The sequence below is a fragment of the Rathayibacter sp. SW19 genome (assembly GCF_030866825.1).
Lineage (GTDB): Bacteria > Actinomycetota > Actinomycetes > Actinomycetales > Microbacteriaceae > Rathayibacter_A > Rathayibacter_A soli.
In genome coordinates, this window is the sequence record NZ_CP133020.1 from 3,362,252 (window position 1) to 3,378,767 (window position 16,516).

Genomic DNA, 16,516 nt, shown 5'->3' on the forward strand with positions numbered 1-16,516 from the left:
ACGGCCACGAAGACCACGAGGCACTATCTCTATACAACGCACCGTTCACTATCGAAAGGACAAAGCAAATGACAACATTCGATACCGCTCTACAGGCCTACCTCGCGATTTGGAACGAGGGAGATGATGACGCCCGAACTCGCATGGCACAGGAGTTGTTCACGGCCGATGCCGCATACGTTGATCCAGTTGTCGCGGCGGTTGGGGCCGAGAACATCGCACAGACGGTCGCTGCCGTGCGCGGCCAGTTTCCCGGCTGGACGTTCCGGCAACTCGGCGAGACGGACGCGCACAACACCTATGCGCGGTTCCGTTGGGCACTTGGTCCTGATGCAACAAGTACACCTGAAGATGCACCGATCATCGGTTTCGACGTCGCAAGCTTCACCGAGGACGGTCGGATCGAACACGTCACAGGGTTCCTGGACCGCGTTCCGATTGGGTGACGGCCGAGCATCGATGACGGAGATCTGAATCAGCTTCATACGTAGATTCGGCTGAGCGCCGGGGGCGGCGTCGAGGTGCCCACACGCACCTTGCCGCTGTCACAGATCGTAGAGGCCTGGACGGCGGATGAGGGCGCTGGGCGCATCGTCATCATCCCTGACTGACCGGCCTCGTCATCTCGATTTGTGCGACGCCGCCGACACCGTTGCCGTCGACACCATCGATGAATTCCCGCGCCCCGGTGCGTTCGAAGCCGGTTCTTGTGTATGCCGCGATTGCGGCCGCGTTGCTTTCCACAACCCAGAGGGTCAGCACGTGTGCGCCGTAGGCAGCCGCCCACGACGCGACGCACGAGATGAGCTCGCGCGCCACCCCCGATCCACGGGCGGCAGGATCGACCCACATACCGACAAGCTCAAGCGCTCCGGCTCGATCGCTGACGATGCCGGCAGCCAGACCGATGTCCTGACCCTGGCAGCTTGCGACAAGCCAGTGACTCTGCGTGAGGCGGGCACGCCATTCTTGCGGTGTGAGGCTTGCTTCTCGTTCGAGTGTGGACGCGAACGCCTCCGGCGCGTCGGCAAGAGCGCGCATTCTCAGCGACCGTGCTCGCCGCCAATCCTCGGGCTCGATCGTGCAAATCTTCAGTTCGCGCTCATCGCTTCGGGCATGCCGACTCGTGCCCATGTCATGACCCTTCCGACTGGACAGTCTGGGCAGACTGGGCTGTCTGGACAATCTGGGCAGTTTGAGCAACCTGGGCAATCTGGCGAAGGTAGTCGGCGGTATCCGTGTCGGCCGGGTAGAAGCACTCGACAGCGAGTTCATCTGTCGTCACATCGATCGGCGCCCCGAGGACCATCGTGGTCGAGATAAACGACAGCACGCGATCGGCTGTGTGGTAGAGCAGGGGCACGACCACACCACTTGTCGAGCGATGCCGCACCGTTCCTCCGGCCCGATGCGGAATCTCGAGCAGCTCCTTCTGCAGGCGCACGAGTTCGATGTCTGCCGAGACCGCAATCTGGCGACTCAACCGGTGAAGAAGGTGCTCGCACCACTCATCGAAGTTGGGAATTCGGGGTGCCATCCCGCGCGGATCGAGTGTGAGCTTCAAAACGTTGGCTGGCGGTTCAAGCAGGTCTGGCGCGACGCCTTCCAGGAACAAAGCGACTGCCGCGTTTGCGTCGATCAGGTTCCAGTGCCGATCGATGAGCACCGCTGGGTAGGGGCTGTGCGCGTCCAGTGTCGCGCGCAGCGCCGTCAGTGCCGGAGCAAGCCGGGTCGACGCCATCGGCGTTTCGCGGTATTCCGGGGCGTAGCCGGCCACCAGCAGCAATTGGTTGCGTTCCCGAAGAGGGAGGTCGAGTTCATCGCTCAATCGGGCGAGGACGGCACGGCTCGGCTGAGAGCGACCCGTCTCGACGAAGCTGAGGTGTCTCGTCGAAACTTCCGCCTGATTTGCCAGTTCCAGTTGGGTGAGGGTCCGTCGTTGTCGCCAGAGCCGTAGCAGGCTGCCGACCGATTCATCCGGATCTTCGAGGGGCTCCGACGCCGCGTTCATGCAGACACACCTCGTTTCGAGTGCGGGAGAAACTGAATCGAGAATACGACAGCAACCGCGAACGCCGCGAGCAGTTCCAGGCTGTGCTCGAAGCCGGTGGCCACGTTGCTCGTTCCGTAGAAAACGATTCCGACGAGCGTGACGCCGAGCGCCCCGCCGACTTGATTGATTGCCGAGAAGACTCCGGATGCTGATCCGAGCACGTGCGGCTCGACTTCGGCGAGCACGAGCGAGACCATGGGAGCGAGAACGAATCCCATTCCGGCGCCATCGATTGCCAGACCCACGAACAGGAGTGGGAACGGTGCTGTGTGCGTCGACCACAGCAGTACTGCGAGGCCGATCGCCATCAGAGCGGCGCCTGCTGCGATCGTCTGCTTTCCCAGTCGTCGCCCCACCGTGGGCGAGAGCAGCAAAGCGATCAGGTACGCAGCCCCCAACGTGGCGAAGACCTCGCCCGAGCCGATTGCCGTGAACTCCAATCCATCCTGCAGATAGATCGCCAGGACGAGAAAGAATGACGCTTGTCCGATCCACGAAAAGAGCAGTGCGACCGATCCGCTTGTAAACGCGCGGTCGGCGAACAGGACCGGATCGACCAACGGCGTGCGGCCCAGTGCCGCCTTCCGTCTCATCAGCAGCACGAAACTCCACAAAAGCGCTCCGCTGACGGTGAGTGAGATCCACGTCCAAGTCGGCCACCCAGCCTGTCTGCCATTGATCAGCGGCAGCACCAGTGCGAAGAGTGCGACGGCGATGACGGCGACTCCCGCGAAGTCCAAATGCGACCGCTGTTCAGTGCTGACGAGAACTGGGCGGCCTTCTCGAATCACCCGCATGGCGAACGCGACCGCGACAACGCCGAGCGGAATGTTGACGAGGAAGCAACTGCGCCATCCCCAGCCGAACAGGTCTGCCTGAATCAGGACTCCCCCGATCAGCTGGCCGAAAACGGCGGCAACGCCCAATGCCAGCCCGTAACCCGTGAAGGCGTGAACGCGATCCCTGCCGGTGTACGTTGCGGCGATGATGGCGAGCACTTGCGGGGCCATCACGGCAGCAGCCACGCCTTGGAATACGCTGGAAGCGACAAGCAAGTCCGCGTTCGGCGATAACCCGCAGGCCGCCGATGTGACGACGAACGCAACCAGCCCGATGACGAACAGTCGGCGCCTGCCGTAGAGATCGCCCATTCGACCGGCCGTGATGACGCCGCAGGCGATCGCGACCGCGAATCCCGCAATGATCCACTGCACCTGTGCCGGGTCGGCATGAAGGCTGGACGTCATGGACGGCACTGCAACATTGACGATGAAGAAGTCGAGCGTGGTGACGAACGTCGCGCATAGCACGATCATGAGCGTTGCCCAGCCTGCTCGACTCGGCACGTTCCCGTCGCCGGTCCCGTGCGACCACGCTGTTGTGGCCTGAGTTGGTGTGGCCTGAGTGTCGTTTCCTCTTCTCATCGGAGGCTCCTCTTCGCATCGGTTGATTGATCAGTAGTTCACACATCGGCGCACGACGCGATTACCCGTGAGGTCATGCGCTGAGTCGGATGTTCTAGCCGATCGGTGGTGAATCACAAGCCGGTCGGCGGATGCGCCCCCAGCGCCGCGTTGAAAAGCTCGCTCTGTGAATTCCCACACCCTCGCCTGCATCTGCACAACGACGCGGGCGATGACCCCCGGCGTAATGGACGACAACGACGCCAGGTTGCAGAGTCAGCACTCGAAGCAGTTGTTGACGGACACGGATGTTAGCGAACACGGAAGGAAGAGAATATGTCTGGATTGTTAGCTCGACTGGGCGGCTTCAGCGCACGACACAAATGGTGGGTCATCGGGGCTTGGGTTGTGATTCTGTTCGTTTCCATCGCCGGCGAATCCGCACTCTCGCAGCCGATGACGACGACGTTCACGGTCAATTCTCTCCAGTCGGTGCGCACCCTCCACCAGGTTGAGCACGAATTCAACGGCTTCGGGAGCACCAACGGCGTCACCGTCGCATTTGCGGCGCCATCCGGCCAGCGGCTCACTGCTGCCGACCAGAGGACGATCGCTCAACTCAGCTCTGCACTGAAAACGCTGCCGGGCGTGAAGAGTGCTCCCGATCCGTTCGCTTCCGCAGTTAAGACACTCTCTCCGGATGGCCGAGTCGGTTACATTCCGGTGGCTGCGACCGGGAGCACGCCCAGCAGCGCGACGATCAACGGCATCACGAACGCGGTACAGCATGCGAATAGCGCACAGTTGCAGGTCGCGACATCGGATGCGACGGCGCCGCCGGCCGGGAGCAGCCAGCTGGTCGGCATCATTCTGGCGCTGATCATCCTGCTCATCACGTTCGGATCGTTCATGGCAGCGGGTCTTCCTCTGCTGGCCGCGCTCCTGGGGCTCGTCATCAGTCTGGCCGGAATCTCGATGGCCACGGCGTTCGTCAGTCTCAACTCCATCACGCCCGCGCTTGCACAGCTGCTCGCCCTGGCCGTCGGCATCGACTACTCGCTCTTCATCGTCAATCGGCACAGCACCCAGCTCCGTGCCGGAATGGACAGACGCACCTCTATTGTCCGGGCGACCGGCACAGCGGGAACCGCGGTGTTCTTCGCCGCCGCCACCGTGATCGTCGCGCTTGTAGGGCTGTCGGTCGCCAACATCGATTTCCTGACGGACATGGGTGTCGCCGCGGCGGCGGGTGTTGCGATCGCCATGCTCGTGGCCCTCACCCTCACACCAGCGCTGCTCGATCTCATCGGAAGGTTCGCACTCAGTCGACGCGCCCGCCGCAGAGTCGCGACCGGAACCACTCCACGGACAGGGCGCGCGTCACAGCGTTGGATGCGTGCGATCGGTCGCCACCCCGCCTTATTCACGGTCGCGGGGCTCGCGCTGTTGGCAATCCTTGCGGTGCCGGTATTCAGCATGCGACTGGGGCTGGCCAATGGCGGCACCCAACCTTCCGGGTCTTCCGAACGCACCGAATTCCAGCTCATGTCAGAAGGGTTCGGCACGGGAGTCAACGGCCCGATTCTCGTCTCGGCGCACTTTCCCAGCACGACGGTGTCGCCTGGCGGCGTCGCCGCACTGACGACCACGCTGGAGCACACCCGTGACGTTTCGCGAGTCATCCCGGTCGCCGCGCATGACAGCGACGTTCTGTTGACAGTCCTCCCTTCGAGCGGTCCATCGGACGACGCCACCGTGGCACTCGTGAATGCGCTGCGACACCTCTCGACCTCGACGATCAGTGGACAACCGAGCCTGCAGGTCACCGGGGAAACCGCCGTGCAGATCGACATCTCGCAAGACCTCCTCGGAGTCCTCCCGCTCTACCTCGCCATCGTCGCGGGGTTCGCCTTCATCCTCTTGCTCGTCGTCTTCCGTTCCGTGCTCATCCCACTCAAAGCGGCCGTCGGATTCCTCCTCAGCCTCGGGGCTACTCTGGGCTGCACCGTTGCCGTGTATCAGTGGGGCTGGCTCGGCACCGTGTTCGGAGTAGACCCCGCCGCGCCACTCCTGAGCCTCCTGCCGATCATTGTCATCGCGGTGCTCTTCGGGCTGTCGATGGACTATGAGATGTTCCTCATCTCCGGAATGCACGAGCAACACGACGCCAAAAACGCCGGACCACAGCAATCGGTCGTGCTGGGCTTCAGTCAGGGCGCAAAGGTCGTCGCAGCGGCAGCCCTCATCATGGTCAGTGTGTTCGGCAGCGGAATCTTCAGCGGAACCCAGGGCCTTCGCCCGATCGCCTTCGCCCTGGCCTTCGGAGTGCTGGTGGACGCGTTCGTCGTGCGGATGACGCTGGTTCCCGCCGTGATGCTGATGTTTGGCCGGGCGTCGTGGTGGATCCCGAACTGGCTTCGACGCGTCATTCCCCACGTCGATATCGAGGGCGCATCCCTCGGTAGCCTGGAATCCGCTTCAGTGCCGATCGCTGTCATGGCCGACTCGGCCAACTCGCCGGAGTCGGCCAAAGTCAACGCATGACGTTCGGCATACGCTTGCCCTTTGTCGAGGGGACGCTTGGGCGATCGTGAAGTGTGGATCGCCAGTTCGGTGCCGCTGCGGGCATCCGTCTCGCGTGCGGGACCAGATTTGGGTGGATGCGTGGCCGCCTCGATACAGTAGTCGGGCGGACCTGTGCATGATTCAGGTTGCACCGGCTGGCACGCCGTTCAGGGCGTCGTGGGGTGCCACTCCAGCCTGAATTGTGAACCGCAAACCGCGGATTGACCACCCGGTTCGCTGATCGAGCAATGCCCTGAGGAGGCCGGCCGCGGCCGTCTCGAGGGGCAGCCAGCGAGCGCAGCGAGCAGGCGTCGAGACCTACGTGGCCCGCACGGTCGCCTTGCAGTCACGCGGCCAATGGAAATGTCGCACGCAGAGATTACACTCCCCACATGGAAACTGATCAGCTGTTCCTCGCCTCAGATGCCGCTCTTCGCAGCGTCATCGACCGCATCACGCCTGACGACTTTGACAAGAGCGTTCCGGCCGAATGGTCGCGCGCTCCCGACCCCACTATCCGAGACATCCTGAGAGCGCATGCCTACGACGAGGCCTGGATTCCCGGTGTCCTCGCCGGCGCCTCGATCGCTGATGGCGACGACCTGCGTGACCGCGACCTGCTCGGCGATGATCCGATCGCCGCCTACGACGCGCTGAACGACACCGCGACAGCCGCCGTGCGCGAGGGCGTCGCCCCTGGCTCGATATTCCGCTTCCAGTACGGCGGCTACCCGGCAGAAGAGGGGTTTGTGCATCTGGCGCTCTATCGCGCGTTCCAGGCGTGGCTGATTGCAAAGCACCTCAACATTCCATTCCACCTCTCGCCGGAGATCATCGCCGGGATGAACGAGCACGTCGTGGCTCACGCGGACGAGTGGCGCGCCTTCGGGGTGTTCCCTCCCGCGATCGATCCGCCGGCCGATGCCGACGACGAGACGCAGCTGCTCTGCGCTGTCGGATACTGGGCCTCCTGAGCCCGACCGCGCGAACGATCGCCCGGAGATTTGGCGCTAGCCCGGACGTGCAACCGCTTGTCAATCCGGGTTGGCGCACAAAGTCCGGTCTTGCGTGAAGGGCGAGGTACGCCGGGCGCCGCGTGCGGCGGTTGTGCACGACGGAGGCGCCGCGTTGCGGTCTGTTACGCACACACCAAATTCAGCACACGCGCTCCGGTACGGTTGCACGCATGGCAGATCGCGAATACGGCTTCCGCACGCGTGCGATTCACGCGGGTAACATCCCCGACCAGGTCACCGGTGCGCGGGCGCTGCCGATCTACCAGAGCACAGCCTTCGTCTTCGACGACACCGCGGATGCCGCCGCCCGCTTCGCCCTTCAAAAGTACGGAAACATCTACTCGCGTCTCGCCAACCCCACGGTTGCGAGCTTCGAGGAGCGCATCGCCAGCCTCGAGGGCGGGCTCGGCGCCGTCGCAACGTCCTCGGGATTGAGCGCCCAGTACATCACGTTCGCATCGCTGGCCGGTGCAGGCGACCACATCGTCGCATCCGCGAATCTGTACGGCGGGTCGATCACCCAGTTGGACGTGACGCTGCGCCGCTTCGGCATCGAGACGACGTTCGTACACAGTGCGGATCCCGAGGATTATGCGGACGCAATCACGGACAAGACCAAGCTGATCTTCGCCGAGATCATCGGTAACCCGAGCGGTGAGATCGCCGACATCGAGGGTCTTGCCGCCGTTGCGCACGCCGCCGGCCTGCCGCTCATCATCGACTCGACGCTGGCGACGCCATTTCTCAACCGTCCGTTCGAGTGGGGTGCCGACGTCGTCATCCACTCCGCCACGAAGTTCCTCGGCGGGCACGGCACGACGATGGGCGGTGTTGTCGTTGAAAGCGGCCGGTTCGAGTGGCACAGTGACAGGTTTCCGCTGTTCTCCGAGCCGGTGCACACCTACGGCAACCTGCGTTGGTCGGACAATTTCGGCGAGTATGCATTCCTCACCCGGCTGCGCGCCGAGCAGCTCCGCGACATCGGCCCCACGCTGGCGCCGCACTCGGCATTCCTTCTCGCGCAGGGTGTCGAGACGCTGCCCTTTCGGATGAAGGCGCACGTCGACAACGCGCGCGCTGTCGCCGAATGGCTTGACGCCGACCCGCGCATCGACCAGGTGTTCTGGGCCGGGCTGCCGGCGCATCCGCATCACGATCGCGCTCAGAAATATCTGCCGGGCGGCGCCGGTTCCGTGTTCAGTTTCACTGTTGCGGGCGGGCGCGATGCTGGTCGCCGGTTCATCGAGTCGCTCAACCTGGCCAGCCACCTGGCGAACATCGGCGACACGAAGACACTCGTCATCCACCCGGCATCGACAACGCACGGTCAGCTCACCGAGCGGCAGTTGGAAGATGCCGGCGTTCTGCCCGGGCTGGTGCGCATCAGCGTCGGCATCGAGGATGTCGATGACATCATCTACGATCTGGACCAGGCACTCGCACAGGCAGTGGAGGCAGCGGCATGACCGACATCGGTACGAGTACGACGCTTGACCCTTCGGCAAGCTCAGGGAACGCGGCAAGCTCAGGGAACGCTGCGGGCTCAGGGAACGCGCCGGGCGGAGGGAACGCGGCGGGCTCCGGGAACGCTGCGGGCGTAGGGAACGGCGCAAGCTCGGGGAACGCGTCAAGCGATGTCGATTCGGCAACAGTGCACCTGGCCAATGGCCTGAGTTGCGAGGTGCCCGCGGATTCACCGCTGGCGAAGCTGCTGCGCTCCCAACGCACCTGGGTCGGCCCGGATGCGAAGGCCCGGCTCAAGCTGCTCCGGGCGGCAAAGTCCGTGGCGATCGTCGGCGCATCCGCTAACTTCTCGCGCGCGAGCTACTTCGTCGAAACCTATCTGCAGCAATCCAGCGACTACCGCTTGTATTTCGTGAATCCGAACGCCGACACCATCCTCGGTCAGAAAGCGTACCCGAGCCTGGCGTCGCTCCCTGAGGTGCCGGACATCGTGGATGTCTTCCGTCGCGGCAGCGACATTCCGAGCGTGATCGACGAAGTCGTCGCGGTCGGTTCACCGACGATCTGGGTGCAACTCGGAATCTGGAATCAGGATGCCGCGTACTACGGTGAAGAGAAGGGTCTCACCGTTGTGATGGACCGTTGCATCAAAATCGAGCACGCCCGCTTCAACGGCGGGCTGCATCTGCTCGGCTTCGACACCGGTCAGATCACGGCGCGCAAGACCATCCGCTGACCGAAGGAACTAGCCATGGGCGAGGCCCGCACCGACCGCGATCTCGTCTCCCTCTTCATCAAGGCGCTCCGACGTCTCGGCGACGCCGGTCAACCGCAGGAGGCCGCACGGCTCGGCGCTCAGGCCTGGTGGCTGCTGAAGAACGACGACCCGCAGGCCGCCGAACACGTGAACGGTGTCATGCACTATCTGGCGCGTCTGGAAGCCCAGGCTGAAGCTCGCCCGACGACTGCGGATGCTGCAGATCCGGCGTTATCGCCGGTTCCGGATGCGACGCCGCCGGCTGCGCTCGCCTGAGAGAGCCGGCGCGCGGCATCCGTAGTGCGTAGGCAGACGCGATGAGCATGAGCGCGGCTGCCACGCCGAACGCTGCCTGGAACGACCAGACATCCACGAGCCAACCCGCGACGATCGGGCCGATGATGGCGCCGAAATCCGAGAACATCGAGAACACGGCGACCGGTGTGCCGCTTCGAGCACCGGCAGCGTCGCCGACGGATGCCGCCGGCGCCGTGCCCATGAACGCTGCGGCGACTCCATAAACACACAGCAACGCAATCAGCAGCCACATATTGCCGGCGAACGGCACAGCGAACAGCGCGACCGCACCTACGGAGTACGCCCCGATGATGGCGGGCTTTCTACCGACCTTGTCGACGAACGTGCCCGCCGGCCCGAGCGCGAGTGTTTGCGCGACGGCGGCGATTGCGAAGGCTATGCCGGTCCAGGTCGGGGTGTAGTGCAACGCTTCGACGATGAGCACGGGCACGAGGGCGCTGCGCACACCGAGTGCGGCCCAGCCCTGCGCAAAGTTGGCCAAGCACGCGGCGCGGTAGCGGCGATCGCGCAACACCTCACGGAACGGTTTCGGTGGTTCGGCGGCGGCATCCGCTTCGGTCTTGGACGCCGGCTTCAGCATGAACAGCCCGATCAGCCCGGCGACCGCCAGGGTTCCGGCGTAGAAGAAGAACGGCGCCCGCAACGACACGAGTGCCAGAAGACCGCCGAGCGCCGGCCCGGCCATGCCTCCGATCAGAAAGCCGCCCTGGTAGAAGCCGACGGCGCGGCCGCGGATTTCCGGCACGGTTGAGCCGAGCAGGAGTGTCATCGCCGACACCGAGAACATGGCGGAACCGATGCCGCCTGCACCCCGCAGAATGAGCACCTGCGGGTAATTCTGCGCAACCCCGACCAGGGCGCTTGAGACCGCAACGATGCCGATGCCGATCGCCAGAATGGTGCGTTCGCCGCCCTTGTTGATCAGCCAGCCGCAGAACGGGCTCGACACCAAACGCATCAGCGCGAATGCCGAAACGACCGCGCCGATCTCGAGGTAGCCGACTCCGAAGCTCTTGACGAAGACGGGCAGCACCGGCACGACGACGCCGAAGCCGACCATCACGAAGAAGGCGACGATGCCGAGCACGACCACGTCTCGGCCGAGGCGCGGCTTGATCGGGGACGGACTGCTCACCCCTCAAGGCTAGGCGGTGCGCGGAAGGTGCCGCAGCCGATCATTGAGAAACCCTTGCACGCCCCCCAAACGCGGGTATACGGTCGATTTGCTCGTTCTGCACGACGGTCGATTGCGAAAGGCGGAGCCAGAGCTGACCGCGCCGACGAGTCACAACGACTGTGCTGCCGGCCCACACAGCCATTGCGTATCGATAGTTGAACGAACGTCAGTGAGGTTGTCAATTATGAAATATCTCAACAAGCGATTCATCGCCGGAGCGGCGATACTCGCGGTGGGTCTTACTGTTGCATCTGCAACGACCGCGGTCGGCGAGCCGGCGAGCTCCGTCCAGCAGTCAGCGAACCCGCAAAGCACAGTGCGGCATTTGAACCACGTCTTCATCATCATGGAGGAGAACCACGCAGCCGACGGCACCATCGGCGACGCGAAGAGCATGCCGTTCCTCAACTCCCTCGCGGACACCTACAACGTCGCGACAACCTACTATGGCGTGACACACACGAGCGAGCCCAACTACATCGCTGCGACCAGTGGAAGCAACTGGGGTGTCAACAACGACAACGGCTGGGAAGCCGGTAGTACCGAGAACGGCGTCGCGCTTCCTGCCAACCAGTACGACCACACGAACATCGTCGACCAGCTGGAGGCGAACCACATTCCGTGGGCCGCGTACATGGACTCGATGCCCTCGGCGGGCTACCTGCCCGACAAGTCTCCCGACGGTTTGTACGTCAGCAAGCACAACCCGTTCATCCTGTACCAGGATGTGCGGCTCGATCCTGCGCGCACCGCGAATATCAAGCCTTACACCGACATGGCGTCCGATTTGAACGGCAAGAACGTTCCAAAGTACGTGTGGATCAGCCCCAACCTGTGCAATGACATGCACGGCGGTATCTACTCGACAATCCCCGGCCACCCAGAGACACCGTGTCCGTATTCAGACGCGATCGGCGACCCGTTGGACCAAGCGCTGAAGGCGAAGGCCGACTCGTTCCTGAAGACCGCAGTTCAAACCATCATGAGCAGCAAGGCCTGGACGGGCAACAGTGTCATCTTCGTGACTGCGGATGAAAACGACTTCGACGCGGCCAACGCATCGATCGGCCAGTACGCGAGCGCGGCTGGATGCTGCGACTCGCCGTTGCTTCCTGCCGGCGATCCCGAGATCAGCCCGAACTGGCCGGGCGGGGTCTATGGCGGCGGCCTTGTGCCGATGATCGTGATCAGCAGGAACGGGCCGACTCACGTCTCTGATCCAACTCCCTACAACCACTATTCGATGCTGTCGACGATCGAGCAGGGCTTCGGCTTGAGCACGCTGGGCTTTGCAAGTGATGCCGCACAGGTGCAGCCGATGTGGCCACTGATCTCGGGCAAGCACTGATCTCAGGCAAGCACTGAACTCACCAACCAGTACGACGCGCCGCGTGGGGCGGCACATGCCGGCTGCCCCACGCGACACCCCTCAGAAGGAAACACCCCTCAGTAGGAAAGAAGATTTGTCATGTACAGCTTCGCGCGAAAATTGACAACGGGCGTGGCCGCGATCGCGGCCGTGGTCGGCGGGATGGCATTGGCCGGCCCACCGGCGAGTGCCGCGCCCGAGCATCCGCTCGTCAGCGCTTCTGTCGGCGCGCAACAATCGAACAGCTGCCAGCTCGCCAATGGCATCACCCACGTGATCAACCTGCAGTTCGACAATGTGCACCTCACCAGGGACGCCGCGGGTATCCCAAGCGATCTGGAGCAGATGCCCAACCTCTACAACTTCTTGCAGCAGAACGGCGTGGTGATGGCGAACGCCCACGATGTCCTGGTGCACACGGCGACGAACTTCATCTCGAACCAGACCGGCTTGTATCCGGACCGCACGGCCATCACGCAGTCGAATTCGTTCAACTACTACGACTCGGCCGGCAACACGCATCCCGGTGTTTCGTTCGCGTATTGGACAGCCCCGGTGTACGACTACACCGGCGCGAACGCCGACACCAACTACAACCTGCAATACACGGCGGACCGTTCCAACGTGCCGAACTCGAGCAATGTCAACGTGCCTGCGCCGTGGGTTCCATACACGCGTGCCGGCTGCAACGTCGGCGAGATCGGCATGAGCAACACGGTGCTCGAGAACATCGCCACGGACATCCCGACCGTGTTCGGTGTTAACTCGCCGCAACAGGCAGAGGCCACCGCAAATCCGACCAAGGCAACGGCCGATTTCGTCGGCTACGCAGTGCACTGTTCTGCGGCGTCTTCGACGTGCGCGAACGGTCAGACAGACGCACTTCCAGACGAGCCCGGGGGTTACACCGGCTACAAGGCCCTGTTCGGAAATGCCGAGATTCAGCCTCAGATCAGTCCCTCAGGGCCGGTCACTGCACTGAACGGCACGCCGATCACCGATGCGAAGGGCAACGCCGGGTTCCCCGGCTTCGATTCGGAGACGGCGACAAACTCGCTCGGCTACGCCGCGCAGATGCTGGAGAACGGAGTGCAAGTGGCGAACGTGTACCTGTCCGACCTGCACAGCGACCACACCAGCGCGAGCACCGGCGACCTCGGCCCCGGCTCGCAGACATACGAGCAGCAGTTGAGCGACTACAACACCGCATTCGGCCAGTTCCTGACCCGACTCGCCAACGACGGAATCACGCCGAAGAACACCTTGTTCGCCGTGACCACCGACGAGGGCGACCACTTCTCAGGTAGCGCCGCCACCCCGGCAGGCTGCACGGGACTGAACGGCAATTACTGCAGCTACACCACCCGGTCGGAGGTGAATGTCAACCTGCGCGGCCTGTTGGCCACGCAGAAGTCCAACACGACGCCGTACGCGATCCACTCCGACCCGGCCCCGGCCCTGTGGCTGCAAGGCAATCCGGCCCCGGCCGACCCGGCGGTGCGCACGCTCGCTCGCGATATCAGCGGGCTTTCGATCGCCAACCCGCTGACCGGCGCGACGGACAAAGTGGCCACGTTCATGGCCGACCCGGTCGAAGAGAAGATCCTGCACTTCGTCAGTTCGGACGCCCCACGAACTCCGAGCCTGACCCTGTTCTCTGGAGAAGACGAGTACATCGGCGGTGGCGCGGCGAACTGCAGCCTCTCGTGTGTGTACACGTCGAACGGCTTCGCGTGGAACCACGGCGGGATCTGGCCGGATATGCAGAACATCTGGGCAGGTTACGTGGGACCGGGTATCTCTGCGCGTGGCATCAACACCAGCGTGTGGACTGACCAGGTCGACGTTCGGCCGACGACGCTCGCATTGACCGGGCTGCGCGACGACTACGCAGATGACGGTCGGGTGCTGGTCGAGATCGCCGCACCGAACGCGTTGCCGCAGGCACTGCGTGCCCACCACAACTCGGTGCTTCAGCTCGGCGAGGCGTACAAGCAACTGCTCGGCGCAGACGGCCAGTTCGCGGAGGACACGCTGGCTGCTTCGACGAAGGGCCTGGCAAGCGGCAGCACTGCCAGCGACGGTCAATATCAGGCGACCGAAGCCGCCCTTGCCCAGTTGGGCAGCCAACGCGATCAGCTCGCCGATCAGATCGGCAGCCAGTTGCTCGGTGCCGCGTTCGGCGGAAAGCAGATCAACGAGCAGCGCGCGGGCGCTCAACTCGCGCAAGCCCACCAGTTGCTGCAGGCCGCGCAAACGCTGGCATCAGCTGGCTGACTCGCCAAACCCTTCGCTGAGGTGCGGACTTATGTCGCTTCGCCCGGGTCGGGGGCGACCGAAGTCCGCACCTCAGCGAAGGGGTCAGTGCTCCGCCGGCGTGACCGAGATCGACTCGATCAGCGGCCATACCTGATCCATCGGCAGATCGGGGATCTCGTACTTGTGTTTGCCGGCTGCAGTCGTCGCGATTAACGTGGCGAGCCCCGCACGACGCTGGAAGATGCTGCGACGAACCGTCCAGCCGATGATGCCGGCGGTCTCCAGCACCACATGTTTGCGGGCGAGCGAACCGCTGCGTGTCACGAGCCAGCCCGGGAGCACGGCGTGTCCGAGCCCGCGAAAGCGATCAGCCGCCAGGTATGCGAAGAACGGGGCGAGCACAACGAACAGCCACCAGACCGGTGTCAGCACGTAGCCGAGCAGTTGCGCCACAGCGACAGCGGCGGCGAGGATCGCCAGCGCCGACGCTGCGCGCGTGTAGCGGCGCCAGTGGGCGCGGGGTCCATGGGCTGCCAGTTCGGCGCGAAGCGGGGCATCCGTACCGAGCACGGCATCGGCGACCCGGAAGGCCTCCTCCGACGGCCCGGGCGGTTCGATGATCGCCTCCCCTCCGCGCTCCCGGCCGAGCCCGGTCATGATCGCATGTGCGGATGCGGCGCCAACCAACCGCAGCGACAGCGGTTGCCCGATGGAGACTCCACGCAAGCGGCGTTCGTCGAGGGTCGCCTGCCGGGTGCGCAACAGGCCGTGACCGATGTGCAGGGTGCGCGAATCGGAGCGGGTCAGGGCGAAGCCGGAATAGCTGAGCACGTAACGCACGAGGGCTACCACCGATGCCGCGACAATGAGCACCAACGCTCCCCAGAGCACAAGCGGCAGTGTCGGAACGCGTGCGAGTGTGTTGACACCGTCGCGGATGACGGGCACGCGCAGCGGCAGCCCGCCGTCGAAGAATTGGATCTGCAGCGCAAAGACTGCGACGGCAATGAGCGAGCCGACACCGACGAGTGTGAACGGCGCGTAGCGCGCCCACGACAGGCGCCAGTGACTGAGGTTGGCGGGCCGGGGCGGGGCATCCGTACCGCCAGACTGCAAAGCAGACATCCGCAGCAGCTCCGCCCGCAACGCGGGAACGTCCGTTGCAGCGACAGCATCGAAATCAAGGCCGTCCTGCCCGTGGGAGGCGCTGGTGCCGACCTTCACGATCGCGACGCCGAACAGCCTGTGCAGCAGGGTGGCATCAACGTCGACGCTGCGGATGCGATCGCGCGGCACCGAAAGCGTGCGGCGGTTGAGCAGACCGCGCCGCACCTCGACATGCGTGCTGGTGATGCGGAACGTCGTCGTGAACCAGCGCAGAATGCCGACGACAATGCCCAATCCCGAGATCACGTAGGTCCACCAGGGTTCACCGCCGACGCTGCCTGCCACAAGCGCGATCACCAGCAGGGGCAGATATCTGATCAGCTCCCTGATCGGGTGCACCAACAGCATCCGCGGGTTCAGTCGGTGCCAGGGAGCTGCATCATGACCGGGGGCGGGCTCAGGGATCGGGGCGAGCTCAGGGATGGGGGTGTCACTGCTCATGTCGCGTCTTCTCTACTCTGCTGAGCGGCTTCGGCGAGGGTCGCGACGATCTCACGGGCAACCGAGTCGTCCAGCGCGTGAATGCTCAGTGCACCCGCCGACGATGCAGTCGTGACGATGACCGTGGTCAGCCCGTAAATGCGGTGCAAAACTCCGCGTCGTGAATCCACGGTCTGCAGTCGGGCGATCGGCGCAACGCGGGTCTCCTGAGTGAGCCAGCCGCTTCGCACGAAGACCGCGTCGTCCGTAATCTCCCATCGATGGATGCGATATCTCCAGCGGGGCATCACGCTGACATGCACGACCGCGACGACAAACGTGGCGGCCAGCCCGACGAGATGCGGTGGCGACGTCCACGCGTTAGCGAACAGCATCCAGGCCAGCTGGATCAACACGAACACCACCCACCCGACGATCGCGTTCCAGGCCCAGAACGCGATCGCCCGCGTGGAGGGAACGCCGGTGGGTTCCTGAACCAATCGAGCGACGGTGGGTTGGCCGGTGTTCATCTCATGCTCCCAGTGTCA

At 64.0% G+C, this 16,516-nt stretch carries 14 protein-coding genes; 7 read left to right on the forward strand and 7 right to left on the reverse strand.

Annotation, left to right across the window (positions count from 1 at the left end):
• Window positions 1-68: 68 nt before the first annotated feature.
• Window positions 69-446 carry a nuclear transport factor 2 family protein gene (locus QU604_RS15725; RefSeq protein WP_308465560.1) on the forward strand — a complete coding sequence of 126 codons (378 nt, stop codon included), beginning with the start codon at window positions 69-71 and terminating at the stop codon, window positions 444-446.
• A gap of 151 nt (window positions 447-597) precedes the next feature.
• Here the strand turns inward: QU604_RS15725 and QU604_RS15730 are convergent, their stop codons facing one another.
• The 3 genes from QU604_RS15730 to QU604_RS15740 are packed head-to-tail and all read right to left on the reverse strand — an operon-like array spanning window position 598 to window position 3,477.
• Window positions 598-1,134, reverse strand: coding sequence for a GNAT family N-acetyltransferase (locus tag QU604_RS15730; protein WP_308465561.1), 537 nt, complete (start codon window positions 1,132-1,134; stop codon window positions 598-600).
• 1 nt (window position 1,135) lies between these two features.
• The gene (locus tag QU604_RS15735; RefSeq protein WP_308465562.1) at window positions 1,136-2,011 is read right to left on the reverse strand and encodes a helix-turn-helix domain-containing protein; all 876 of its coding nucleotides are present in this window, start codon (window positions 2,009-2,011) and stop codon (window positions 1,136-1,138) included.
• Window positions 2,008-3,477 (reverse strand): MFS transporter, encoded by a 1,470-nt coding sequence (locus QU604_RS15740; protein ID WP_308465563.1) that lies wholly within the window; start codon window positions 3,475-3,477, stop codon window positions 2,008-2,010. The genes QU604_RS15735 and QU604_RS15740 overlap by 4 nt, the downstream gene beginning before the upstream one ends.
• A gap of 315 nt (window positions 3,478-3,792) precedes the next feature.
• Here QU604_RS15740 and QU604_RS15745 point away from each other — a divergent pair, with 315 nt between their 5' ends.
• The 4 genes from QU604_RS15745 to QU604_RS15760 all read left to right on the forward strand — a co-directional run bounded on the left by QU604_RS15745 (window position 3,793) and on the right by QU604_RS15760 (window position 9,237).
• Window positions 3,793-6,000: an MMPL family transporter gene (locus QU604_RS15745; RefSeq protein ID WP_308465564.1), complete on the forward strand. Its 2,208-nt coding sequence runs from the start codon at window positions 3,793-3,795 to the stop codon at window positions 5,998-6,000.
• A gap of 413 nt (window positions 6,001-6,413) precedes the next feature.
• Complete coding sequence (locus QU604_RS15750) at window positions 6,414-6,995, forward strand: hypothetical protein (RefSeq protein WP_308465565.1); 582 nt, start codon at window positions 6,414-6,416, stop codon at window positions 6,993-6,995.
• 212 nt (window positions 6,996-7,207) lie between these two features.
• Window positions 7,208-8,503: an O-acetylhomoserine aminocarboxypropyltransferase/cysteine synthase family protein gene (locus tag QU604_RS15755; protein ID WP_308465566.1), complete on the forward strand. Its 1,296-nt coding sequence runs from the start codon at window positions 7,208-7,210 to the stop codon at window positions 8,501-8,503.
• A gap of 203 nt (window positions 8,504-8,706) precedes the next feature.
• Window positions 8,707-9,237 (forward strand): CoA-binding protein, encoded by a 531-nt coding sequence (locus QU604_RS15760; RefSeq protein ID WP_409350035.1) that lies wholly within the window; start codon window positions 8,707-8,709, stop codon window positions 9,235-9,237.
• 9 nt (window positions 9,238-9,246) lie between these two features.
• Here the strand turns inward: QU604_RS15760 and QU604_RS15765 are convergent, their stop codons facing one another.
• Together QU604_RS15765 and QU604_RS15770 are read right to left on the reverse strand one after the other, a co-directional pair.
• Window positions 9,247-9,423, reverse strand: coding sequence for a hypothetical protein (locus tag QU604_RS15765; RefSeq protein ID WP_308465567.1), 177 nt, complete (start codon window positions 9,421-9,423; stop codon window positions 9,247-9,249).
• Window positions 9,416-10,711 carry an MFS transporter gene (locus QU604_RS15770; protein ID WP_308465568.1) on the reverse strand — a complete coding sequence of 432 codons (1,296 nt, stop codon included), beginning with the start codon at window positions 10,709-10,711 and terminating at the stop codon, window positions 9,416-9,418. The genes QU604_RS15765 and QU604_RS15770 overlap by 8 nt, the downstream gene beginning before the upstream one ends.
• Window positions 10,712-10,937: 226 nt before the next feature.
• Between QU604_RS15770 and QU604_RS15775 the strand changes: the two genes are divergently transcribed.
• Window positions 10,938-12,101, forward strand: coding sequence for an alkaline phosphatase family protein (locus QU604_RS15775; RefSeq protein ID WP_308465569.1), 1,164 nt, complete (start codon window positions 10,938-10,940; stop codon window positions 12,099-12,101).
• Window positions 12,102-12,221: 120 nt separating this feature from the next.
• A complete protein-coding gene (locus QU604_RS15780) occupies window positions 12,222-14,399 on the forward strand; it encodes an alkaline phosphatase family protein (RefSeq protein WP_308465570.1) in 2,178 nt (725 codons plus the stop codon).
• A gap of 84 nt (window positions 14,400-14,483) precedes the next feature.
• On the opposite strand, the gene QU604_RS15785 is transcribed toward QU604_RS15780, so the two are convergent.
• On the reverse strand, window positions 14,484-15,989 hold the full coding sequence (locus QU604_RS15785) for a PH domain-containing protein (protein ID WP_308465571.1): 1,506 nt from the start codon (window positions 15,987-15,989) through the stop codon (window positions 14,484-14,486).
• Window positions 15,986-16,498 (reverse strand): PH domain-containing protein, encoded by a 513-nt coding sequence (locus QU604_RS15790; protein WP_308465572.1) that lies wholly within the window; start codon window positions 16,496-16,498, stop codon window positions 15,986-15,988. Before QU604_RS15790 ends, QU604_RS15785 begins: the two co-directional genes overlap by 4 nt.
• Between the last annotated feature and the right edge of the window lie 18 nt (window positions 16,499-16,516).